The organism is Xanthomonas codiaei (assembly GCF_002939785.1).
Taxonomy (GTDB): Bacteria; Pseudomonadota; Gammaproteobacteria; order Xanthomonadales; family Xanthomonadaceae; genus Xanthomonas; species Xanthomonas codiaei.
In genome coordinates this window covers 1-23104 of the sequence record NZ_MDEC01000029.1, presented here as the reverse complement: position 1 = coordinate 23104, position 23104 = coordinate 1, and the positions used below count along the sequence as shown (strand labels likewise).

15 protein-coding genes and 1 other RNA gene are annotated in these 23104 nt (G+C 65.1%); 7 read left to right on the top strand and 9 right to left on the bottom strand.

All coding sequences use genetic code 11. The features are described from left to right. Position 1 precedes the first annotated feature (1 nt). From XcodCFBP4690_RS17720 to dnaA, 8 genes are all read right to left on the bottom strand, one after another. Positions 2-1198, bottom strand: a complete 1197-nt coding sequence (locus XcodCFBP4690_RS17720) for a tetratricopeptide repeat protein (protein WP_104542993.1) — start codon at positions 1196-1198, stop codon at positions 2-4. Between the two features lie 277 nt (positions 1199-1475). Next, on the bottom strand, positions 1476-2282 hold the full coding sequence (locus XcodCFBP4690_RS17715) for a M48 family metallopeptidase (RefSeq protein WP_104542991.1): 807 nt from the start codon (positions 2280-2282) through the stop codon (positions 1476-1478). Between the two features lie 300 nt (positions 2283-2582). Then, positions 2583-2658: non-coding RNA, sX9 sRNA (locus XcodCFBP4690_RS17710), on the bottom strand. A gap of 60 nt (positions 2659-2718) precedes the next feature. After that, entirely contained in the window at positions 2719-3555 is an 837-nt protein-coding gene (locus XcodCFBP4690_RS17705; RefSeq protein WP_104542989.1) for a CPBP family intramembrane glutamic endopeptidase, read from the bottom strand. Positions 3556-3622: 67 nt separating this feature from the next. Beyond that, complete coding sequence (gyrB, locus tag XcodCFBP4690_RS17700; RefSeq protein ID WP_104542987.1) at positions 3623-6067, bottom strand: DNA topoisomerase (ATP-hydrolyzing) subunit B; 2445 nt, start codon at positions 6065-6067, stop codon at positions 3623-3625. A 114-nt stretch (positions 6068-6181) separates the two neighbouring features. Then, positions 6182-7288, bottom strand: coding sequence for a DNA replication/repair protein RecF (recF, locus tag XcodCFBP4690_RS17695; RefSeq protein ID WP_104542985.1), 1107 nt, complete (start codon positions 7286-7288; stop codon positions 6182-6184). A gap of 977 nt (positions 7289-8265) precedes the next feature. Then, complete coding sequence (gene dnaN / locus XcodCFBP4690_RS17690; protein ID WP_104542983.1) at positions 8266-9366, bottom strand: DNA polymerase III subunit beta; 1101 nt, start codon at positions 9364-9366, stop codon at positions 8266-8268. A 276-nt stretch (positions 9367-9642) separates the two neighbouring features. After that, positions 9643-10971, bottom strand: a complete 1329-nt coding sequence (dnaA, locus tag XcodCFBP4690_RS17685; RefSeq protein ID WP_104542981.1) for a chromosomal replication initiator protein DnaA — start codon at positions 10969-10971, stop codon at positions 9643-9645. 240 nt (positions 10972-11211) lie between these two features. Between dnaA and rpmH the strand changes: the two genes are divergently transcribed. The 5 genes from rpmH (at position 11212) to mnmE (ending at position 17856) form a co-directional block, all read left to right on the top strand. Beyond that, the gene (rpmH, locus tag XcodCFBP4690_RS17675; protein WP_002805908.1) at positions 11212-11352 is read left to right on the top strand and encodes a 50S ribosomal protein L34; all 141 of its coding nucleotides are present in this window, start codon (positions 11212-11214) and stop codon (positions 11350-11352) included. Between the two features lie 38 nt (positions 11353-11390). Then, a complete protein-coding gene (gene rnpA / locus XcodCFBP4690_RS17670) occupies positions 11391-11825 on the top strand; it encodes a ribonuclease P protein component (protein ID WP_104542979.1) in 435 nt (144 codons plus the stop codon). Between the two features lie 25 nt (positions 11826-11850). After that, entirely contained in the window at positions 11851-13575 is a 1725-nt protein-coding gene (gene yidC / locus XcodCFBP4690_RS17665; RefSeq protein WP_104542977.1) for a membrane protein insertase YidC, read from the top strand. Between the two features lie 79 nt (positions 13576-13654). Beyond that, positions 13655-16354, top strand: coding sequence for a polysaccharide deacetylase family protein (locus XcodCFBP4690_RS17660; RefSeq protein WP_104542975.1), 2700 nt, complete (start codon positions 13655-13657; stop codon positions 16352-16354). Between the two features lie 161 nt (positions 16355-16515). Next, positions 16516-17856, top strand: coding sequence for a tRNA uridine-5-carboxymethylaminomethyl(34) synthesis GTPase MnmE (gene mnmE, locus XcodCFBP4690_RS17655; protein WP_104542973.1), 1341 nt, complete (start codon positions 16516-16518; stop codon positions 17854-17856). 136 nt (positions 17857-17992) lie between these two features. On the opposite strand, the gene XcodCFBP4690_RS17650 is transcribed toward mnmE, so the two are convergent. After that, on the bottom strand, positions 17993-18850 hold the full coding sequence (locus XcodCFBP4690_RS17650; protein WP_104542971.1) for an acid phosphatase: 858 nt from the start codon (positions 18848-18850) through the stop codon (positions 17993-17995). 196 nt (positions 18851-19046) lie between these two features. On the opposite strand from XcodCFBP4690_RS17650, the gene XcodCFBP4690_RS17645 reads away from it, so the two are divergent. Both XcodCFBP4690_RS17645 and XcodCFBP4690_RS17640 read left to right on the top strand, forming a co-directional pair. Continuing rightward, the gene (locus tag XcodCFBP4690_RS17645; protein ID WP_104542969.1) at positions 19047-21362 is read left to right on the top strand and encodes a TonB-dependent receptor; all 2316 of its coding nucleotides are present in this window, start codon (positions 19047-19049) and stop codon (positions 21360-21362) included. Between the two features lie 242 nt (positions 21363-21604). After that, on the top strand, positions 21605-22705 hold the full coding sequence (locus XcodCFBP4690_RS17640; RefSeq protein WP_146091950.1) for a glycerophosphodiester phosphodiesterase: 1101 nt from the start codon (positions 21605-21607) through the stop codon (positions 22703-22705). Positions 22706-23104: the final 399 nt, after the last annotated feature.

Sequence of the window (23104 nt, the reverse complement as noted above, 5' to 3'; positions counted from 1 at the left end):
TTTACTTCAGGTTGATGATCTTCTTGGCGTCTTCGGGTTTCTTGACGCCCTTGGCGATCGCCTGCTGGGCGGCCTGCTTGGCCTCCGGGATGCGACCTTCCGAATGCAGCACCTTGGCCAGATTCAGGTAGGTCTCGCCGTCCTTGGAAAGCGGTGCGGCCTTCTGCCAGTTCTCGATCGCCTTCGGCACGTCCTCGCTGTAGTAGTACGACTGCGCCAGTGCGAGGTATGTCTGATAATCGGGCTTGAGGATGCCTTTTTGCATACCCTCATTGATCACCGCGATGACGTCCTTTTCCTTGTTCTCGGTGTTGGCGTAGATCGAATACAGCTGCTTGTATTCCTTCTCCTCGGTCAACTGCCCGGCGGCGCGCAGCTTGTCCATCACGCCCGCGGCCTTGTCCATCTGGTCGGCCTGCATGTACATGCTGGCCAGGTTGAGCTGGGCCTTCTTGTCGTTGGGCGTCTTGGCGGCCAGGGCTTCGGCGGCGGCGACCGCTTCGCCGGTCTGGCCGGCTTCGGCGTAGGACGCCATCAGCAGCTGGTTCCAGCTGTCCTTGGGCTCGGGCGAGGCGGCGATGGCCTGCTTCAGGACCGGGATCGCTTCCTTGTAGCGCTCGGCCTGGTACAGCGCCTGGCCCTTGAGGATCAGGTCTTCCGGGCGCTGCGACTTGCTCTCTTCCAGATACTTGTCCAGCGTGGCCAGACCTTCGACCTGCTGGTCGTCCTGCATCTGCAGCTGGGCCAGCATCAGCATCGACTGGAACTGGCCGTTGTTGTCCAGCGCGTTCAGGCCGATGGCCTGCTGCAGGTAATTCTTGGCGCCTGCGGTGTCGTCCAGGTTGTAGGCGGCCTGCGCAGCGAGCTGCGCAGCGAGCGCCTTGTCGGCTTCGTTTGCCGCGCCATTGGCGAGGATTTCATCGGCCTGGCTGCGCACGGCGGCGTAATCTTCGCCCTTGTTGAAGGTTTCGATCAGCTTCTGCAGCTTGCTGCTGAGCTTGGACGAGGGCTTGATCGTCGGCGCCTGGCGGGTGGACTGCGGGTACAGCTCTTCGGCCTTGCCGCTGTTCTTGGATTTGCGGCTGGCGCGCTCGGACGAGCGGTCCGACTGTGCGACCGCGTCGGTGATGACAGCCCCGCCCAGGGACGCTGCGATGAACAGGGACAACAGGGCTTGCTTGCGGTTGAGCAGTTTCATGTTTCACCTCGGACGAGCCGCCGTCGGGCGGTACGAAAAGCGGAATGGAAGCTGTACGAAAAATCTGAGCCGGCAAACTTAGCAGAAAGTCCCAGTTCCCGAAAACGGTTTCCATGCTGTGTTGCGACAAACCGGATGAACGGCCTCTGCTTAGGGCGGCTAACGCGACGTCATCGGCAGGGCGCGCATGGCTGCGGCAGTGCGCTCGGCCCGACGCGGCACGCTTCGCACCGTTGATTGCATGGATCCTGCCGGGACGTCCGGCCGGGTCGCGCGATCAGCCGCACTTCGGCTTGCGCCCAGCTTGCTGGGCCTGCTGGTAGACGGGCTCTAGCTGATTGACGTCGGCCTGCAGCTCACGGATGCGGTTGGCCGGATCGGGATGCGTGGACAGCCACTGCGGCTGACGGTTGCCACTGGCGGCCATCATGTTCTGCCACAGGTTGACCGCCTGGGCCGGATCGAACCCGGCCTGGGCCATCAATCGCTGCCCGACGACGTCAGCCTCGCTTTCCTGGGTGCGCGAGCCGGGTAATAGGAACACTGTCTGAGCCGTCATGCCACCGACCTGGTTGACCGCAGTGGCCGCCCCGTCGCCGTACGCCGCACCGGCCAGGGCACCGATGATCCCAAGCCCGGTCTGCGCGCCGAGCTGGCGGGTGATGCGTTCTTCGTGATGCCGCGAAATCACGTGGCCGATTTCATGCCCCAGCACGGCCGCCAGTTGGTCCTGGGTCTTGGCCACGGTGAAGATGCCGGTATTGACGCCGACCTTGCCGCCGGGCAGGGCGAACGCATTGGCTTCGTCGTCGACGAACAGCGCGGTCTCCCATTTGGTCTCACGCCACTGCGGCGGCAATTGCGCCACCAGCGCATTGACCACGCATTGGACGTAGGCGTTCTGCCGGCCGTCGGTGCTGACCTTCTCCTTGGCCTTGGTCTGCGCAAAAGACTGCGCACCCAACTGGTCAAGCTGTTCCTGCGACACGCCTCCCACCACCTGGCGACGCCCGGTCGGCGAGGTCGTGGTGGCACACGCCGTCAATGCGAGCACGGCAATAACGATCAACCGCTTGGCTTTCATTGGATCCCCCTGTAACCCTGTGGGCCATTTTGGCAGGCTCGTCTTAACTTTTCGTCAAGCGAGCTGGATTGCCCGTAAAAACATAGCCAACTGTAGGCCGCGCATACCATTGCCGCGCTGGACGCGGCGCGCGCAGGCGATGTCGGGCTGACCGCTGGCGAGGAGAGCGCAGCGGTCGATTGCCGGAGATCATGTGGATGACGCACAGGGCCCGTAACGGCGACCAGTGCTCAGCATGTCAGGGCCCCGTCCGCACCCGCGCGGCGGTTGCGCGGCCATTCTGTCCGCCACGCTTGGAGCGCCCAAGAAAACATGGCGAGCGGTCGTCAGGTGGGTGCAGATGGCGCGGAGGAACCGGGATGTACGAGTGCTACATACCTATTCCGGTCACGACCGCGCCCGCCTGGGGGCCGCGCAGTCGTTTTGCTGGCCGCTCTTAGCCGAAGCCGAAGAAATACAGCGCAGCCAGGGCGGTGGCATTGTTGATGCCATGGGCGGCGATGGGCGCCCACAAGGTGCCGGTGCGCCAGTACAACCAGGCAAATGCTGCACCCATGCTGCCGTAGACCAGCCATAGCTGGACGATGGCGGCCGGGCCATTGCCGCTGATGCCGGGCACCTCATGCACCAACGCGAACAACACGCCGCTGAGCACCACACCCAGCCAGGGGCGGCCGGCGGCCAGCAGGCGGCCAAACAGCACCCGCCGGAACAGCAGTTCTTCGTACGCCGGCGCGATCAGCACCGCAAAGATCGTCAGCGCCAGTGGCCATTGCTCGATGGCCTCTTCCATCAGCGGCAGGTTGGTCGGCACCGGCTTGATGCCCAGCGCCGAGGCCGCCACGCTGACCAGGTTGCTGAGCAGGAAGACCGCCGCCGCGACCAATGCTGTCCAGCCCCAGGTGGAAGTCCGCCGCACTGCCGCGCGCGAGTCGGCCTGCTCGCGCGCGCTTGCGCGGCGGCGCCAGTAATACAGCAGTACTGCCGGGGTGGCGGTGCTGACCAGGGCGGTAAGCAATTGCACCATCACCCCGGGTTGGCCGATCGCGGCCATGACCTCGGCGGGCGAGGGCGTCAGGCCCTGCGCCTTGGCCGCCTGTACGTGGGCGATGCCGCGGAACGCGCCCCATAACGCGAAACCGGCCACGCTCAGGCTCAGCAACAGACCGATGGCGATCAGTGCATCGATGCCGAAAGCGAGCAGCACCGGCAGCAGCGGCGGCTTGCCAGCGGCACCGGGCTGCGCCGGGGAATGGGGGAGATCTGTGCGCATCGTCGTCCTGCGAACGCCGTATCGCCGACACAGCACCATGGCGCTGCGCCGGTCCGACAACGGCGGCTCAGATATCCAGGTTGGAGACCTTCAGCGCGTTGTCCTCGATGAAGTCGCGGCGCGGTTCCACCACATCGCCCATCAGGGTGCTGAAGATCTGGTCGGCGGCCACCGCATCCTCGATGCGCACCTGCAACAGCCGGCGCGTGTCCGGGTTGACCGTGGTCTCCCACAGCTGCTCGGCGTTCATTTCGCCCAGGCCCTTGAAGCGCTGCACCTGGCGGCCCTTCTTGGCCTCTTCCAGCAGCCAGGCATGAGCCTGGCCGAAGCTGGTGATGGTATGGGATTTGTTGCCGCGCACGATCTGCGCGCCCTCGCGGACCAGACCGTGCAGCGCCAGCGCCACCTCGCGCAGCGGACGCAGCTCGCCGCTTTCGAATGCGCCCATCGGCAGCACCTGGGTGAATTCCTCGCCCATGTGGCGACGAATCGCCACCAGCGTCGCCGCGGTGTTCTCGGTGGCCGGGTCGAAGCGCAGCTGGTAGCGCGCCGTGCCCAGAGTGCCGCGATTGAGCACGGCCTGCAGCGCATCCAGGGTGGGGTGGACGTCGCCTTCGGCCTGCAGCTGGGCCACGTCCAGTGGCGGCAGGTCGATCAGCGCGGTGAGCAGGGCGGGATCGTAGCGGTGCGCATTGCGGGCGATCGCATCGTTGGCACCAGCGAATAGCAGCAACAGTTTTTCCAGCGCCTCGCCGGTGATCGGCGGTTCGTCGGCTGCCGGAATCAGCGCCGCACCCTCCACCGCACTGCTGGCCAGGTAGGCATTGAGCGCGGCATCGTCCTTGAGGTACAGCTCGCTCTTGCCCTGCTTGAGTTTGTACAGCGGCGGCAGACCGATGTAGATGTAGCCGCGCTCGATCAGCTCCGGCATCTGCCGGTAGAAGAAGGTCAGCAGCAGGGTACGGATGTGCGAGCCGTCCACGTCGGCGTCGGTCATCAGGATGATGCGGTGGTAACGCAGCTTGTCCGGGTTGTACTCGTCGCGACCGATACCGGTGCCCAGCGCGGTGATCAGCGTGCCGACCTGGTCGGAGGCGAGCATGCGATCGAAGCGGGCGCGTTCGACGTTGAGGATCTTGCCGCGCAGCGGCAGCACCGCCTGGTTCTTGCGGTTACGGCCCTGCTTGGCCGAGCCGCCTGCCGAGTCACCCTCGACGATGAACAGTTCCGACAGCGCCGGATCCTTTTCCTGGCAGTCGGCCAGCTTGCCGGGCAGGCCGGCGATGTCCAGCGCGCCCTTGCGGCGGGTCAGGTCGCGCGCCTTGCGCGCGGCTTCGCGCGCGCGCGCCGCGTCGACGATCTTGCCGGTGATGGCCTTGGCCTCGTTCGGGTTCTCCTGCAGGAACTCCTGCAGGCGCGCGCCGAAGGCGTTTTCCACCGCCGGACGCACGTCCGAGCTGACCAGCTTTTCCTTGGTCTGCGAGGAGAAGCTGGGGTCGGGCACCTTGACCGACAGCACCGCGATCATGCCTTCGCGCATATCGTCGCCGGTCAGCGACACCTTGGCCTGCTTGGCGATGCCGTTCTGCTCGATATAGGTGCTCAACACCCGGGTCAGCGCACCACGGAAGCCCGCCAGGTGGGTGCCGCCGTCCTTTTGCGGGATGTTGTTGGTGAAGCAGTACATGGTTTCCTGGTAGGCGTCGGTCCATTGCAGGGCCACGTCCACCACGATGCCGTTGTGCTCGCCGGTCACGGAAATCACGTTCGGGTGCAGCGGGGTCTTGAGTTGGGCCAGATGCTCCACGAAGCTGCGGATGCCGCCTTCGTAGTGGAAATCGTCGCGCCGGCCTTCGCCACGCTCGTCGATCAGGGTGATCCTGACGCCTGAGTTGAGGAAGGACAGCTCGCGCAAGCGGCGGGCCAGGATGTCGTAGTGGAACTCGACGTCGCTGAAGATTTCCACCGCGGGCTTGAAGCGCAGCGTGGTACCGCGCTTGGTCGACGCCTCCAGCTGCTTGAGCGGGTACTGCGGCTCGCCCAGCGCGTATTCCTGCTGGTAGTGGAAGCCGTCGCGCCAGATATCCAGCCACAGGTGTTCGGACAACGCGTTGACTACCGACACGCCCACGCCGTGCAGGCCGCCGGACACCTTGTAGCTGTTGTCGTCGAACTTGCCGCCGGCGTGCAGCACGGTGAGGATGACCTCGGCCGCGGACACGCCTTCTTCCTTGTGGATGTCGACCGGCACGCCGCGGCCGTTGTCGGACACCGACACCGAGCCGTCGACCAGGATCTTCACTACGATGTCGTCGGCGTGGCCGGCCAGGGCCTCGTCGACCGAGTTGTCGACCACCTCGAAGACCATATGGTGCAGGCCGGTGCCGTCATGGACATCGCCGATGTACATGCCGGGCCGCTTGCGGACGGCTTCCAGGCCTCGCAGCACGGTGATCTTGCTGGAGTCGTAAGTGCCGTTGGGGGTCGTCGGGGTGTTCTGTTCGTCGGTCATGCGCGTGCCGTTGGCTCCACAACACGGGCGCAGACGGCGGCAGCCGCTTCGCACCGTGGGAAAAGGGGGATTAGCGCTGAAATTATACCAGTCGGCCCGCATCGGCCGTTGGGCTCACGACAAGGCCGCCTGCTGGATGAGCGCGCCGTGTTCCACGTGGAACCGGTGCAGTAACCCGCCGGCGTCGGCCAGCCCTGGCGGCGTCTCGGTCGCCGTGATCAGAACCTGCGCCGGGGCCTGCGCCAGTCGCTGCAGCACACTGGCCTGGTGGTGACGGTCCAGCTCGGACCCAAGGTCATCCAGCGCGATCACCGGCCATTCGCCGCGCTCTCGGGCAAAGTCTTCCGCCTGGGCGAGCAGGCAGGCCAGGGCAGTGAGCTTGGCCTGGCCCCGCGACAGCGCATCCTTGCCGGGAAGCACAGCGAACTGCGGCGCCCAGTCGGCGCGGTGCGGCCCCTGCGAGGTATAGCCGTTCTGGCGATCGCGCTCGCGTGCCAGCAGCAAGGCATCTGCCAGCGACACCTCGTGACGTTTCCACCCCGGGGCAAAACTCAACGCAGACAGCCCCAGGGAGGGTGCGATGGCGGTGGCGACCGGGATCAGGCACTCCTGCAGTCGTTCTAGGTAGCGCAGTCGCCTGGAGGTAAGTGTTTCTCCCGACTCGGCAAGCTCATGGTCCCAGGCATCCAGCATCCTGGGCTGCGCCCCCTGCTTGAGCAGGGCATTGCGCTGCTTGAGTGCACGCGCATAGCGACGCCATAGCGCCAAGAAGTCAGGTTCCACGTGGAACAAGCCCCAATCCAGGAAGCGCCGACGCGGTTCGCCCCCACCGCTGATCAGGACATGGCTCCCGGGCTCGAATGTCACCACGGCAAGCGCCGCGCAAAGGGTCCCAAGCTGGGCGACATCCTCTCCGTCGAGCCGCCCCGTCCATTCCTGCCCACTATGGCGAAGGCCAGCGCGCCGCGTGCGGGCCAGTGCGGTGCCGCTGCCCTCGCGCCATTCCACGAAGACCTCCAGCTCGTTGGCGCCCTGCTGGATCAATCCATCGCGCACCCGGCCGCGGAAGCTACGGCCATAGGCCATCAGGTGCAGTGCCTCGAGCACGCTGGTCTTGCCTGCGCCGTTGTCACCCGTCAGCAGGTTCAGCGCGCCGGCAGGGTAGAGCTCCACTGTCTCGAATCGACGCAGTCGATGGATGGACAACCGCACTACGTGCATCGATTGGAATACTCCGGGCTGTGATCCGGAGTTTCCGGTCGCAGCGGAGGATACGTGATTGAGCGGCGTGCGCGCAGTCAGCTTCGAAACCTGTCAGGCCGTAGCCTGGGGATAACTTGGGGACAAAAAAGCGGATGGAGACCCTGGAAAGACTTGTCCACAAGCTATCAGGCTGAAAACAGGCCTTAAAACACAGGGTTTCGAGCCATTAAAGTCGATCTAAAACAGACACTTAACCTACTTTTCGGCGAAATCTGCTCCTACCATCACTACAAAGCTCTTAAGTTATTTATAGATTTAAAAGCAGAAGCAGATGTGCATAAGTCAAAACCGGCAGCTCCTTGAGGGTGGAGCAGGCTGCAAGTCAGGGACTTCAACATGACGCAGGAGCCGCGAGAGCAGAGACGAGGTCGGCGGACTTGTCTCTCGCACTTATGAGACCTGCTGGTTGAGCTCGACCAGCACCCCACCTCATTTGATGTTGATCAATCTAGTACTCAGAAGCCAACTGGTGAGACTTGGTCTCTCCAGTGCGTTTTCACTGGCAACTTTCCAGGCGTGCGATGCGATTGGGTGGGGTAGTAGCGAGAAGCTCCATTCATCCAGCGCATTCAATGCAGATCACTGCTCCGAGGAACGTGGTCTTTCGGCCGGCGTATCTCGTCGTTGCGTACCGCAAAGGCGATCCCCCGTACTGCAGCCAAGCATCTGTCTGCGGTAGCTCGCCCAGACAACCGTTGTTGCCTGTCGTCAGTCGACACCGCGCATCGGGAACGCTTATCGTCCGAAGAGATATGCCCGGGGTGTGCCTCAACATCGAGCCACTGACGCCTGGGAGCATCGATGCACGACTGCAGCCCCCCTTCTCGTTGCCAGGACGTCCTGCCTTATCCAAGGCTCGGCTTTGTCTGTGGAACTTCGCCCACGAAAAAGCCCGGCTTTCGCCGGGCTTTCCGTGTTCCACGTGGAACGCAAGGTCAGAGGCGCAGCGGCATCACCACATGACGCGATTTCTCGCTGCTGGCCTCACGCACCAAGGCAGACGAATTCGCATCGCGCAGCTGGATGACCACGTGCTCGTCGCGCAGCGCGGACAGGGCGTCCAGCAGATAGTTCACGTTGAAGCCTATGGCCAGGTCGTCGACCTTGGTGTCTGCCTCGATCTCTTCCTGGGCCTCTTCCTGCTCGGGATTGTGGGCGCTGATCTTCAGCTGACCCGGCGAGACCTCCACGCGCACGCCGCGGTACTTCTCGTTCGACAGAATCGCCGCACGCTGCAGCGAGGCACGCAGCGCTTCGCGATCCACCTTGACCTCACGATCGGCGCCGATCGGAATCACCGCCTCGTAATCGGGGAAGCGGCCATCGATCAGCTTGGAAGTGAAGGTGACATCGCCGCGCTTGACGCGGATATGGCTACGACCGACTTCCAGCTCGACCTCACGGTCTGCCGCTTCCAGCAGGCGCAGCAACTCGGTCACGCCCTTGCGCGGCACGATGATCTGGCGCTTTGCACCACCGGAATTCTCCAGCTCGGTTTCGCACAGGGCCAGACGGTGGCCATCGGTCGCCACGCAACGCAGCAGACCATCGCGCAGGTCGAACAGTAGGCCATTGAGGTAATAGCGCACGTCTTGCTGCGCCATCGCGAACGCCGTGCGCTCGATCAGTTCCTTCAGGCCTGCCTCCGGCACAGCCACGCGTTCGGTGGCTTCGACTTCGTCAACAGACGGGAAGTCGTTGGCGGGCAGGGTGGCCAGCGTGAACCGGCTGCGTCCTGCCTGCACCGTAACCTTGTCGCCGGTCTGAGAGATGGTGACGCGGCTGCCGTCTGGCAGTGCACGCAAGATATCGAACAGCTTGCGCGCCGGGATCGTGGTTTCGCCATCTTGCGCATCTTCCACCATCGTGCGCGAGATCATTTCCACTTCCAGATCGGTACCGGTCAATGACACCTGGCCGTCCTTCACCTGCACCAGCAGGTTTGCCAGAACCGGCAGGGTTTGACGGCGTTCGACCACATTGACCACCTGGGCCAACGGTTTGAGGAAGGCTTCGCGCTGCAGTGTAAAACGCATGTGGTTCCGTGCCCCTATGCTTTAAAAATAAATGGATAAATCAAAAGCTTGGTGGTGATGGTAGGGCCGTTTTCAGCGGATAACCACCATAACGTCTTGTTCTTAAAGGAATTTCAGCACCCGAAAGCCGTTGGACTACTGCCCCTGGTGGCGCGGTAAAACCTGTGGATAGTTTTCCGTACCAACCTCGGCGCAACGTTATCCACAGATTCTCCCGCATTTGACCCCAACTGATCCACGCTTTTTTCCAAGCGTGCCGAAAAGGGCCTCGAACCCTCATTCGCTGAGCTTGCGGATCAACTTTTCCCAGTCCTCGCGCAGCTTGCCGTCGGCCTCCATCAGCGTGCGGATCTGCCGACAGGCATGCAGCACGGTGGTGTGGTCGCGGCCGGCGAAGGCATCGCCGATCTCGGGCAGGCTGTGTTCGGTGAGCTCCTTGGCCAGCGCCATCGCCACCTGACGCGGGCGCGCCAGCGAGCGGGTGCGCCGCTTGGAGAGCAGGTCCTTCATCTGCAAGCCGTAGTAGTCGGCCACGGTCTTCTGGATGTTGGGGATGCCGATGGCCTGTTGCTGCGCGCGCAGCAGGTCGCGCAGCGTCTCCTGGGCGAATTCCACCGTGATCGCCCGCCCGGTGAAATTGGCCCGCGCCACCAGCGTATTGAGCGCCCCTTCGAGGTCGCGCACGTTCGAACGCATCTTCTTGGCGATCAGGAACGCGACGTCGTCCGGAATATCGGCGCCGCGCTCGCGTGCCTTGGCCAGCACGATCGCCGCGCGGGTCTCGAAATCCGGCGGGTCGATCGCCACCGACAGGCCCCAGGCCAGGCGCGACTTGAGCCGCGGTTCCAGGCCCTCGACCTCACGCGGGTAGCGGTCGCAGGTCAGGATGATCTGCTGGCGGCCGTCGAACAGCGCGTTGAAGGTGTGGAAGAACTCCTCCTGCGTGCGGTCCTTGCCCGCGAAGAACTGGATGTCGTCGATCAGCAGCGCATCGATCTGCTGGAACTGGCGCTTGAACTGGTCCATCGCCTTGTCCTGCAGCGCCCGGATCATGGCACTGAAGAACTGCTCCGAGCGCAGGTACATCACCTTGGCGGCCGGGTTGGCCTGGCGCAGCGCGTTGCCGGCCGCGAACATCAAGTGGGTCTTGCCCAGGCCGGTACTGCCGTACAGCAGCAGCGGGTTATGCGCACGGTCGCCGGGCTTTTGCGCGGCCTGGATCGCTGCCGCCAGCCCAAGCTGGTTGCTGCGGCCTTCCACGAAGTTGGCGAAGGTGTAGTGCGAATCGAGATTGCCGGCGAACGGCACGATCGGCGCGGCGACCGGCGCACTGGGCGCCGCCGCCGGTGTGGGCAGCGGTTCCGGCGCACGCGGTCGCGATCCCACCGCCAGCGCCACCTCGCCGTTTCCGGCGAAATAGGCCAGCAACTCGCGGATGCGGGGCAGGTAGCGTTCGCGGACCTGGTCGACGATGAAGGCGTTTGGGGCGTACAGCACGATGCTGTCGCCGCGATCTTCGGCTTGCAGGGGTTTCAACCAGGTGTGGACATCTTCGGGCGGGAATTCGGCTTCGAGACGTTCCAGACAGCGGGGCCAAGCATCCATCAAAGTGTGATCATCTGTTGCTGGCTGCGGCGCGCAGCAAGGCGCCGTGCACGCAGCCCGGAAGTGAAAAGAGGATGGACCAGCCTAGCACCGCAGGCCCGCTTTTCCCAGACTTATTCACAGGTCCATCCACAGGACGCAGCGCTGTCGGTCACGGTCCGGCCGGCAGGGGAGTTGACCCACGCTCATGCGGTCCTATAAAATCTCCGGTTCACCGTTTCCATTCATGCAGAGGGCCCCATGGCCACCAAGCGTACTTTCCAACCCAGCAACCTGAAGCGAGCACGCGACCATGGCTTCCGCGCACGTATGGCAACCGCCGACGGCCGCAAGATCCTGGCTCGCCGCCGCGCCAAGGGCCGCAAGCGCCTGAGCGCTTGATTGCCGCGCCGCTCCCTGCGGCCGAGGCAGTTCCTACCGTGAACGTATCGAACCCGTGCAGGCGATTTCCTCGCTCTGCGCGGGTTTGTACGCGTGCGCAATATACGATTGTCTTCGACACCGCGCGTCGGATCTCCGATCCGCTGCTCAGCCTGCATTGGCGTACCGGCGACACACCGCCGCGCCTGGGCATGGCGGTGTCGCGCAAGGTCGATACCCGCGCGGTCGGTCGCAACCGCATCAAGCGCGTCCTGCGCGATGCCATGCGCCACCTGCTGCCCGAGCTGGCCGGTGGCGACTATGTGATTGTGGCGCGTTCGGCAGCTGCCAAGGCGACCAATCCACAGATTCGCGACGCCTTCGTGCGCCTGCTGCGCCGTGCCGGCGCATTGCCCCTGCCTGCCGCGCCCGGCACAATGCCGCCCGCCAGGATGCACCCATCCTCCCTTTCCCCGACAGAGCCGGAACAGTAGTTCCGACTGAGCGAGTTGCTGCCCGATGAACCAGACCCGTGTTTTCCTGATTTTTGCCTGGCTGATGGTCGCGGCGCTGCTGTGGATGGAGTGGGGCAAGGACAAGGCGGCGGCCAATGCACCGGCCGCGGTGGCCACCCAGGCGGTGCCGGCGGCGCGCGATCCGGATGCCTCAGCGCCAGCGACCAATGTGCCTGCCGCCCAGGCGATCCCGCAGGCGGGGGTGCCGGGTGCAGCGCCGACGGCCACCAGCACCACGACAGCGACCCCGGCAGCGGCTGGCGCTGCGCCGGTCATCACGCTGACCTCGGACGTGCTGCGCCTGAAGCTGGATGGCCGCAGCGTGCTGGATGCCGAGCTGCTGCAGTTCCCGCAGACCAAGGACGGCACCGCGCCGGTCAGCCTGCTGACCGAAGATGCGGCGCACCCCTATAACGCCACCAGCGGCTGGGCCAGCGAGCACTCGCCGGTGCCGGGCGTGGGTGGCTTCCGCGCCGAGCAGCCGGGCACCACGTTCGAACTGGCCAAGGGCCAGAACACCCTGGTGGTGCCGTTTATCTGGAATGGCCCCAACGGTGTGTCGATCCGCCGCACCTTCACCCTGGAGCGCGGCCGCTATGCGATCTCGATCAAGGACGAGGTGATCAACAAGAGCGGCGCGGCATGGAACGGCTATGTGTTCCGCAAGCTGAGCCGGGTGCCGACCATCCTCAGCCGCGGCATGACCAACCCGGACTCCTTCAGCTTCAACGGGGCGACCTGGTACAGCCCGCAGGAGGGCTATGAGCGCCGCGCGTTCAAGGACTACATGGACGACGGCGGCCTGAATCGCCAGATCACCGGTGGCTGGGTGGCGCTGCTGCAGCACCACTTCTTTACCGCATGGATTCCGCAGAAGGACCAGGCCTCGCTGTACGTGCTGGCCCAGGACGGCCCGCGCGACGTGGCCGAGCTGCGTGGCCCGGCCTTCACCGTGGCGCCGGGCCAGACCGCCAGCACCGAGGCACGCCTGTGGGTGGGTCCGAAGTTGGTCAGCCAGATCGCCAAGGAAGACGTGAAGGGGTTGGACCGGGTGGTCGACTACAGCCGCTTCTCCATCATGGCCATCATCGGCCAGGGCCTGTTCTGGGTGCTGAGCCACCTGCACAGCTTCCTGCACAACTGGGGCTGGGCCATCATCGGCCTGGTGGTGTTGCTGCGTCTGGCGCTGTATCCGTTGTCTGCCGCGCAGTACAAGTCCGGTGCCAAGATGCGTCGCTTCCAGCCGCGCCTAGCGCAGCTGAAGGAGCGTTACGGCGACGATCGCGTCAAGTACCAGCAGGCGACGATGGAGCTGTTCAAGAAGGAAAAGATCAACCCGATGGGCGGCTGCCTGCCGCTGCTGATCCAGATGCCGATCTTCTTCGCGCTGTACTGGGTGCTGGTGGAGTCGGTGGAATTGCGCCAAGCGCCGTGGCTGGGCTGGATCCAGGACCTGACCGCGCGCGACCCGTACTTCATCCTGCCGGTGCTCAACATCGCCATCATGTGGGCGACGCAGAAGCTGACCCCGACCCCGGGCATGGACCCGATGCAGGCCAAGATGATGCAGTTCATGCCGCTGGTGTTCGGCGTCATGATGGCCTTCATGCCGGCCGGCCTGGTGCTGTACTGGGTGGTCAACGGCGGCCTGGGTCTGTTGATCCAGTGGTGGATGATCCGCCAGCACGGCGAGAAGCCGAGCAAGATCATCCAGGCCAACGCCAAGTAAGTTCACCAAGGCCCGCCGCAAGGCGGGCTTTCTGCATGCCACCCCGCAGTATGTCGTCTCCATCGCCAAGGACGCCGTCGTGACCTCATCGCCGTTGCTTCGCCTGTTGCTGTGCGCAAGTTGCGCGGGACTGCTGGCGTTGGCCGGCTGTGGCAAGCAGGACACCGGCAGCCAGGTTGGCACACCGGCAGCGGCCGCGGGCACCGCCAGCGCATCGGCGCAAAGCGATGGCGCCGATGCACAGCCGCTGATTGCGCAGCTGCGCGAACAGCTGGACCGGCATCGCCGCATCATCGTGCTGCTGGCCGATGAGGCCAGGCAAAGCCCGCGCGATCGCGCCACCTCCAGCAGCGTGGGGCAGCAGTTGTTCCATGAAAACCTGCAGCAGCGCGAGCGCATCGCCGCCAGCTTCGACACGGTGCTGGCATCCAGGGATCCAGCCCGCCTGACCACCATTGCCACGGTGCTGGACGAGGTGGAATCGGCACCGGATCTGTACGATGCCGACCGCCTGGCGTTCGGCGAGGTGTTGCGCGATCTGCATGCGCGCATCGGCAAGGATTCGGCATTGCCGGCCGTCAAGCTGCACCAGCGCATCGGCGAGGATCTGGAGGCGCTGGATGAGATCGAGCGCAGCTACAACACCGAGCTGACCCAGATCTTCAGCCGCTTCGACCGTAGCCGCGCGATCGTGCCCAAGCGCGAGAAGTGGGACGACTACGTGGCGCATCTGCGCACGCTGTACACGCGCGAGACCATCCTGCGCGACCACGGTGTGGTGGAGCCATATCCGTTCTCCGCGCGCGACAGCGACAGCGAAGTGTTCGGCCGCGACCTGCCGCCCAAGACGGTGGTGCTGACCTTCGACGATGGCCCGCACAAGGCCTACACCGAAGAGATCGTTGCGATCCTCAAACGCTACGACGTGCCTGGGGTGTTCTTCGAAGTGGGGCGCAACCTCGGCAGCCTGGATGCCAACGGCAAGCCGCAACTCGCGCCGCTGTCGAAGATCAGTCATTCGCTGATGGAAGAAGGCTATGCGGTGGGCAACCACAGTCTGACCCACGCGCAGCTGTCCAAGACCACCGGCGATGCGCTGCGCAGCCAGGTGCTGGATACCGACACCTTGCTGCGTGCGGTGGACGACAAGCGCGCGCCGCTGTTCCGGTTTCCGTATGGCGCGCGCAATGCCGAAGGCCTGCAGCTGCTGGGCGAAGCAGGCCTGAAATCGATCATGTGGAACATCGATTCGCTGGACTGGGCCGACCCGGTGCCGGAATCGATCGTGCAGCGCGTGCTCGAGCAGGTAAACAAGGAGCAGCGCGGCATCGTGTTGTTCCATGACATCCACGACCGCGCGGTGAAGGCACTGCCGCAGATCCTGGACCGATTGATTGCCGACGGCTATCAGTTCGCCGGGTGGAATGGCCGCGAGTTTTCGGTGGCGCGTGCGCCCAGCGCGCTGGCCGATGCCACGGTGACCACCGGTTACGCGAACTCCTGGGCGATCGTGATCGGCATCGACGATTACGCGCATTGGCCCAAGCTGGAATATGCGGCCAACGATGCGCAGGCGATTGCCAGTACCTTGACCGGGCCACTGGGGTTTCCGTCCTCGCAGGTGATCGTGCTCAAGAATGCGCAGGCCACGCGCAACAACATCCTTGCCGCCTTCCACGACCGCCTCGGCGAAGGCCGTGCGCAGACCAACGACCGGGTGTTCGTGTTCTTCGCCGGGCATGGCGCCACGCGTCGGCTCGCATCGGGGCGCGACCTGGGCTACATCATTCCGGTCGATTCGGATCCGCAGCACCTGGCCAGCGACGCCATCGCGATGAGCGATCTGCAGAACATCGCCGAGAGCCTGCAGGCCAAGCACGTATTGTTCGTGATGGATGCCTGCTACAGCGGACTGGGGCTGACGCGCGGCGGGCCGACGTCAAGCGCCTATCTGCGCGAAAACGCACGCCGCATCGCGCGCCAGATGCTCACCGCCGGTGGCGCCGATCAGCAGGTGGCCGACAGTGGGCCGAACGGGCATTCGGTGTTTACCTGGGTGCTGCTGCAGGCGCTTGCCGGCAAGGGCGATTTCAATGGCGATGGCCTGATCACCGGCACCGAGCTGGCCGCGTATGTGGCACCGGCGGTCTCGGCGGTCTCGGCGCAGACGCCGGCCTTCGGCAGCCTGCCCGGATCCCAGGGCGGTGAGTTCGTGTTCCAGGTGCCGAGCGGTGAAGAATTCCTCACTGCCGACACCGCGCAGCTGTCGGCCGATGCCATTGCGCTCAACGGGCGTGTGGAGGCTGCACGTCCTGCGCCGGCCCCGGCCGGTACCGCCGCCACCGCGGCGCCGGTCACGGTGAAGACGCTGCAGGGCGGCGAAGCCAGGCTGGTACTGCCGACGGCGGTCAAGAGCAGCGACCGCCAACGCGCGCAGCTGGCCAACGAGCGCGGCCTGCAGCTGTACAAGGAAAAGCGCTATGCCGATGCCGCCGAACAATTCGCCGAAGCGCTGAAGCTGCGTCCGGACTTCGCGCTGGCCGCCAACAACCTGGGCTTTGTGTATTACCGTCAGCAGCGCTATGCCGAAGCGGCGCGGTGGCTGGAAAACACAGTGAAGATCGACCCCTCGCGCGCAGTGGCCTATCTCAATCTTGGCGATGCCTATGCCAAGGCCGGCGATCACGAAAAGGCGCGCAAGGCGTACTCCACATATCTGGAACTGCAGCCGCAAGGCAGCGGTGCGGAACAGGCGCGTACCCAGCTGCAATCGCTGTGATTCCACAGGGCTGACGCGTCACGGCAAAGCTTGTCAGCAGAAGGCGCCGCGGGATGGAGGCGTGATACGCCAAGGACGGACATCGGCTGGATGCCACCACCTGCCGCGCGGCCGCTGCATCGCCGCGCCGGTCTTCTTCAATCCATTCCAGAGCAGTGCCCATGTCGTCTTCCACCTCCACCATCGTTGCCATCGCCAGTGCTGCCGGAGCCGGTGGCGTAGGCATCGTGCGCCTGTCCGGGCCGCAGGCGATGCAGATCGCGGCGGGACTGGGCATTGCGGCGATGCAGCCACGGCAGGCGCAGTACGCGCGTTTTCGCGATGCGCAGGGTGAGGTCATCGACGATGGCATCGCGCTGTGGTTCAAGGCACCACGCAGCTTTACCGGTGACGACGTGGTGGAGCTGCAGGGCCACGGCAGCCCAGTAGTGTTGCGCCAGTTGGTGGCGCGCTGCATTGCACTGGGCGCACGCCAGGCGCGTGCGGGTGAGTTCAGCGAGCGCGCCTTCCTCAACGGCAAGCTCGACCTGGCCCAGGCAGAAGCCATCGCCGACCTGATCGCCGCCGGCGACGTGCGCGCCGCACGTGCCGCGCGGCGTTCGCTGGATGGCGTGTTTTCGCGCCGCATCGGGGCGGTGAGCGAGCAGCTGACGCGACTGCGCGTGCATGTGGAGGCGGCGATCGATTTCGCCGACGAGCCGCTCGACACCCTGGGTGGTTCGCAGGTGCGCGACGGGCTTCAGCAGGCGCGGACAGTGCTGGCACAGCTGCTGCGCGACGCAGAACGCGGACGCAAGCTGCGCGATGGCCTGCATGCGGTGTTGATCGGCCCACCCAATGCCGGCAAGAGTTCGCTGCTCAATGCATTGGCCGGCAGCGACCGTGCGATCGTCACCGATGTCGCCGGCACCACCCGCGATACCTTGCATGAAGCCATCCAGCTCGATGGTTTCGAACTGACCCTGGTCGATACCGCCGGCCTGCGCGACGGCGGCGATGCGATCGAGCGCGAAGGCATGCGCCGCGCGCGCGCCGAGCTCGAGCGTGCCGACCTGGCGCTGGTGGTGCTGGATGCGCGCGACCCGCAGGCTGCGCGCGATGCCATCGGCGATGCCATCGACGCGGTGCCACGCCAGCTGTGGATCCACAACAAATGCGACCTGCTGGCCGACAGCACGCCGTTGGGCAGCGATGCGATTGCGGTTTCGGCCATCACCGGGCATGGCCTGGAGCAATTGCACACCCGGCTGCGCGACCTGGCACTTGGCGATGCAAGCGACAGCGCCGAAGGCGAATTCTCCGCGCGCACCCGCCATGTGGAGGCGCTGCGCCGCGCCGAACAACACGCCGATGCCGCCGACCTGGAGCTAGGCTTCGAACAACTCGAACTGGCCGCCGAAGAACTGCGCCTGGCACATGCAGCACTGGGCGAGATCACTGGCAAGATGAGCGCCGACGAGTTGCTGGGCCAGATCTTTTCGAGCTTCTGCATCGGCAAATGACGCGGCATGGCGATGCCTATGTCGCCATCCTGACCACCTTGCCCATGGGACGTGGCCTGCCAGTATTAAGCGCATCGGCGTCATGCATCCATCGACAGGCGAGCCCCAATGCCTGGACGCTCCACGCCGGGGTGCGTTACATCACGCCGGGTAACACGGTCTGCAACGCGGCACTCTCTGCGGCACAGGTTGTTGCGGCAGCGAAAGGCAACGGTGTTGCACGCGCCTTGTCGATCTCCTTGCGGGCCGCCGCCAGGTCTTTCTCGAACGCTGGGTCGCCATGCAAGGCGGCGACGGTGGCCGCGCCCATGATGCGGCCCTGGATGACATCGCTTTGCCAATGCACGTTGCAGACCAGGCGACTGTCGCCAAAGGCGCGGCCGCGTGCCAGGAGTGCATCGCGCTGGGCCGGGGCGATTTCCGACAGGATCAATCCCCAGGCCCAGCCGATGGCGGTGTGGCCGGACGGATAGGAGCCGTTCTTGCGCAGGCCGGCATCGTCGTCGGGCGTGCATATCGGCTGCGCGTTGCGCATGAACGGACGCGGGCGCTGGTAGTGCGCCTTGGCAGCGCTGGTGCTGGTGCTGGCGTCGCGCATGCTGCGCTCAAGCAGGCGCAGCAGGTGTGGGGTGGCAGTCTGGTCGACCTGCACGCCGAGCGCGCAACTGAAGGAGTTTGCGGCGGCAGGAAAGCTCAGCACGGCATCCCGTGCGGCCAGATCCCAACGCGGTGTGCCGCGCAGGGCGAGCATGGCCTTGGCGACGGCCTCGTCGTTGGCGAGCGCAGCGCTGCCGTCCGCCGGTGGCGCTGGCACCAGGCGCAGGCTGTCGGGCAGCTGTGAGGTGTCCAGGTAACCGCGGGCGTCGGTGGCGATCACCGAGCCTGCCGGGGCGGCAGGTTGCCGCGCACCTGCCATGTCGCTGCCGAACAGTAGCGCGGCGAGGGCGATGCCTGCCAGCGTCGGTGGCCAGCGGCGGGCGATGCGGTGGGACATGGGCAATTCCTCGGAACGGCACGGCTGCAAGAGCGCGCAGATTACGACGCGCAGATGACAGCTGCATGCTGGCACGACGCAGCTGAGGCGAGGCATGCGCACCGACTGTCGCGGCACTGTCATCTGCTCGTCGTATCGACGCAAGACAGCTGTCGCACGCTTGCCGCCATCTTTTGACTCGTCCCCCACGCCTCCCATGCCCAAGACCCATCTCCTCAGTGCTGCCGTGCTCACCGCGCTCGTGTTGTCGCCGGCGGTGCAGGCGGCCGACACACCGGCCGACGTGTCGGCCGATGCCACCGCCGCCGCGGACACCGTGCAGCAGCTCGATGCGGTGTCGGTGATCGGCCAGGGCGAAACCCGCCAGGTGCAGCGCATCACTGCCCAGGACGTTCCGGTGCTGCCGCCGGGCACCAGCATCCAGAAGCTGCTCAACCGCATGCCGGGCGTGAACGTGCAAGCCAACGATGCCTTCGGCGCCAACGAGGAGTCGCAGACGATCAGCCTGCGCGGGTTCAACGGCACGCGTCTGGGTTACACGCTGGACGGTCTGCCGCTGGGCGACAACGCCTATGGCAACTACAACGGCCTCAACATCAGCCGCGCGTTGATCGCGGAAAACTTCGGTGGCGTGGAGCTGGCCTCTGGCATCGGTGCGCTTGGCACCGCGTCCACCAGCAACCTGGGCGGCACCATCCAGTACTACTCGGCCGATCCGTCCAGCGTGTTCGGTGGGCAGGTGGCGCAGACGGTGGGTTCGGACGCCAACCGGCGCACCTTCCTGCGCGTGGATACCGGCGACTACAACGGCTTTTCGGCGTACCTGTCCGGCATCAACGCAGAAGCGGACATGTGGGCGCGTCCGGAATCGCCCACCACCACGCGCCAGTTCAACGCCAAGGGTGTGTATCAGTTCGACGGCGGCAAGCTGACCGCCTTCGCCGATACCTCGCGCACCTCGCAGGCCGATTACTCCTATCTGTCCAAGAGCGGCATGGCGCGCGGCCTGGGGTGGGACTGGAACCTGTATGCGCCGGACTGGAACCGCGCCCTGGCGGCGGCGTACTGCGCGCCGGCCACGCGCAACCCGGCGCGCTGCGGCTTCAGCGGCGGCGTGGACAACATCGACGATGCCTACTACCAGAGCCGCGCGCTGCGCGACGACGACCTGTTCTACGTGGCCGGCGACTTCCAGCCCAACGAGGCGATCAGCCTGCACACCCAGGTCTATCACCACGAAAACAAGGGCCAGGGACATTGGTGGTCGCCGGGCCAGGCCTCCAATCCGGGCACGCCGCAGGCACTGCCGATCTCCATCCGCAGCACCAACTACTGGATCAACCGCACCGGCGGCATCGCCTCGCTGGGCTGGGACCTGGGTCCGCACCATCTGGAAGCCGGGCTGTGGTACGAGCGCAACCACCACGATGTGGAGCGCAATTTTTACTGGATCACCGGGCCGGTGGACGACGACAAGTTCCTGCAGAACCCCAACCGCCGCCTGTTCTCGCAGAACTACGTGATCACTACGCGGCAGTTCTATGTGCAAGGCAACTTCAAGTTCCTGGACGAGCGGCTGAGCGTGGACCTGGGCATCAAGAGTCCGAGTACCGAAATGACCGCGCGCGAGACGCCGGGCGTGGCGGTGGAAGCGCCGGTGGCGACCGGCGCGCTCAAGGCCAGCGAATCGGTGTTGCCGCAGGTCGGGCTGGGCTATCGTCTTGCCGAGGGCCAGGAAGTGTTCGCCTCGTACGCGGAGAACATCGCCGCGTTCCAGGGCGGCGGTGCCGGCGGCCCATTGCTGGTGACGCAGGCATCGTTCGATGCCAGCGTGGGCGCGCTGGAACCGGAAAAGTCGCGCACGCTGGAGGCCGGCTACCGCTTCGTGCGTGACCGCTTCGAGGCCTCGCTGGTGGGCTACGACGTCACCTTCGACAATCGCCTGCTCTCGCTCAACCCCTGCGCCAGCATCCAGCAGGGCACCTCGCCGGCATGCACCACGCGCTTCTTCAACGTGGGCTCGGTGAGCAGCCGCGGTGGCGAGCTGACGGTGATCTGGAAGCCCACCAGCTCCCTGCAGTGGTACAACTCGGCTTCGATCAACCGCTCCACCTACGACGACAACTACGTGCAGAACGGCGTGGTGATTCCCACTGCCGGCAAGTACACGGTGGATATTCCCAAGCGCATGTTCGCCAGCGAGCTGGCCTTCAATCACGGGCCGTGGAATCTCAACCTGCGCGGCAAGTACACCGGCGAGCGCTTCTACACCTATACCAACGACCAGGGCTTCGGCGGCTACACCTCCTTCGATGCCGGTGCCGGCTACGCATTCGGCCAGGTCGGTGTGCTGCAGGGGCTCAAGCTCTCGCTCAATGTCACCAACCTCACCGACAAGCGCTACGCCTCCAACCTCACCGCGTTCGCCAACAGCGATCCCAATGGCCGTCAGCTGGCCTTCCACGCCAGTGCGCCGCGGCAGGTGTTTCTGACTCTGGATGCGAAGTTCTGAGGATGGGATTCGGGATTCGGGATTCGGGAGCCGGGAATCGCAAGAGCGGGTTTGCGGTTGCTCACTGAGTTCTGATTTCCGAGGTCCGTCAATGCGGACCGGCTAGAGTGGTCAACAAGACGTCTTGCGCGGTTGTCGGGCGGGTGTGGACGTGGGATGTACAGTCGTACCTGCTGCGTCGCGCATTGGCCAGTCCCGCTCGGCGGCGTCGATTCGGTCGCTGTTTTTCGTTGGAGATAGGCATGATGCAGTTCGGTCGTATCTGGCTGGTGGGGGCGATGATGGTTGGCATGAGCGGCCCAGCGCTTGCCGAAGCACCGTTGGCCAAGACGGTGCAGATCCTTGCGCACCGTGGTGCCAGCGCGTTGCGCCCGGAACACACCCTGGCGTCCTATGCCAAAGCCATTGTCGATGGCGCGGATTTCGTCGAGCCGGATCTGGTGTCCACCAAGGATGGGGTGCTGGTGGCGCGTCACGAGAACGAGATCGGCGGCACCACCGATGTGGCCAGCCATCCGGAGTTCGCCGCACGCAAGACCCGCAAGACCATCGATGGCCAGGCGATGGACGGCTGGTTCACCGAAGACTTCACGTTGGCCGAATTGAAGACCTTGCGTGCACGCGAGCGATTGCCGCAATTGCGTGGCACGCGCTGGGACGGCCAGTTCCAGATCGTGACCTTCGAGGAGATCATCGATTTCGTCGCGGCCGAATCGGCGGCGACCGGTCGCACGGTCGGGCTGATCCCGGAGATCAAGCATCCGAGCTATTTCGCCGCGCTCGGCCTGCCGATGGAAGACAAGGTGCTGGCCGCGCTGCACGCGCACACCTATACCCAGACCGCACCGGTGGTGATCCAGTCGTTCGAGACCGGCAATCTGCGCTATCTGCGCGGCAAGATCGGGCGCGCCGGCAATATCCGCCTGCTGCAGCTGCTGGGCGGCCCGCAGATGCCGCTGCCCGATGCCGGGGTGGGCGGCGCGCCGACCACCTATGGCCAGATGCTCACGCCCGATGGGTTGAAGCAGATTGCCGGCTATGCCGATGCGATCGGCCCGGACACGCGCAGCATCATTCCGTTGGACGCGCAGCAGCGCCTGGGTCGACCGACCAGCCTGGTGCGCGATGCGCACGCAGCTGGATTGCAGGTGCAGCCGTACACCTTTCGGCCGGAGAACTATTTCCTGGCCGCCGACAACCGCAGCGGCGACGCGCCGACCGCACGCAACGAGGCCGGTGCGCTGGCGGAACTGCAACGGTATCTGGACACCGGCATCGATGCCTTCTTCGCCGACGACCCGGGCCTGGCGCGGCGTGCGTTGAACGGGACAGCGTCGCGCTAAGCATTGCTTTGGTAGGAGCGCGCCTGAGCGCGACGGGGCGTTGCCAGTGAGCTTCATCGCGCAGCCGCGCGCGGTACAACGGCACGGGTCCGATGGCGATGCACCACCACACATTCGTTGCGGCGCCTCGGCGCTCCCGCCAGCGCTTGGGCACGCCGCCATGCGAGGCGGCAGACAGCATCGACGGGGTTGATGTTCGCCTGAAGAGAGCAACCGTACCCGGCGATCGCTTGCGCGCACGTGTGGCACCCGTCGACAAGCGTGGGCCTGGGCGCGGCTGGGCGTCCTGGTCATGCGCTGTCGCGCGCAGGCACGCTCCTTGTATCTGGACATGGTCGCCTAACAGCGTTATGTCTTCCGACTGATCATCGGAGCAGATGCAAGAAGCCCATGCGCTCC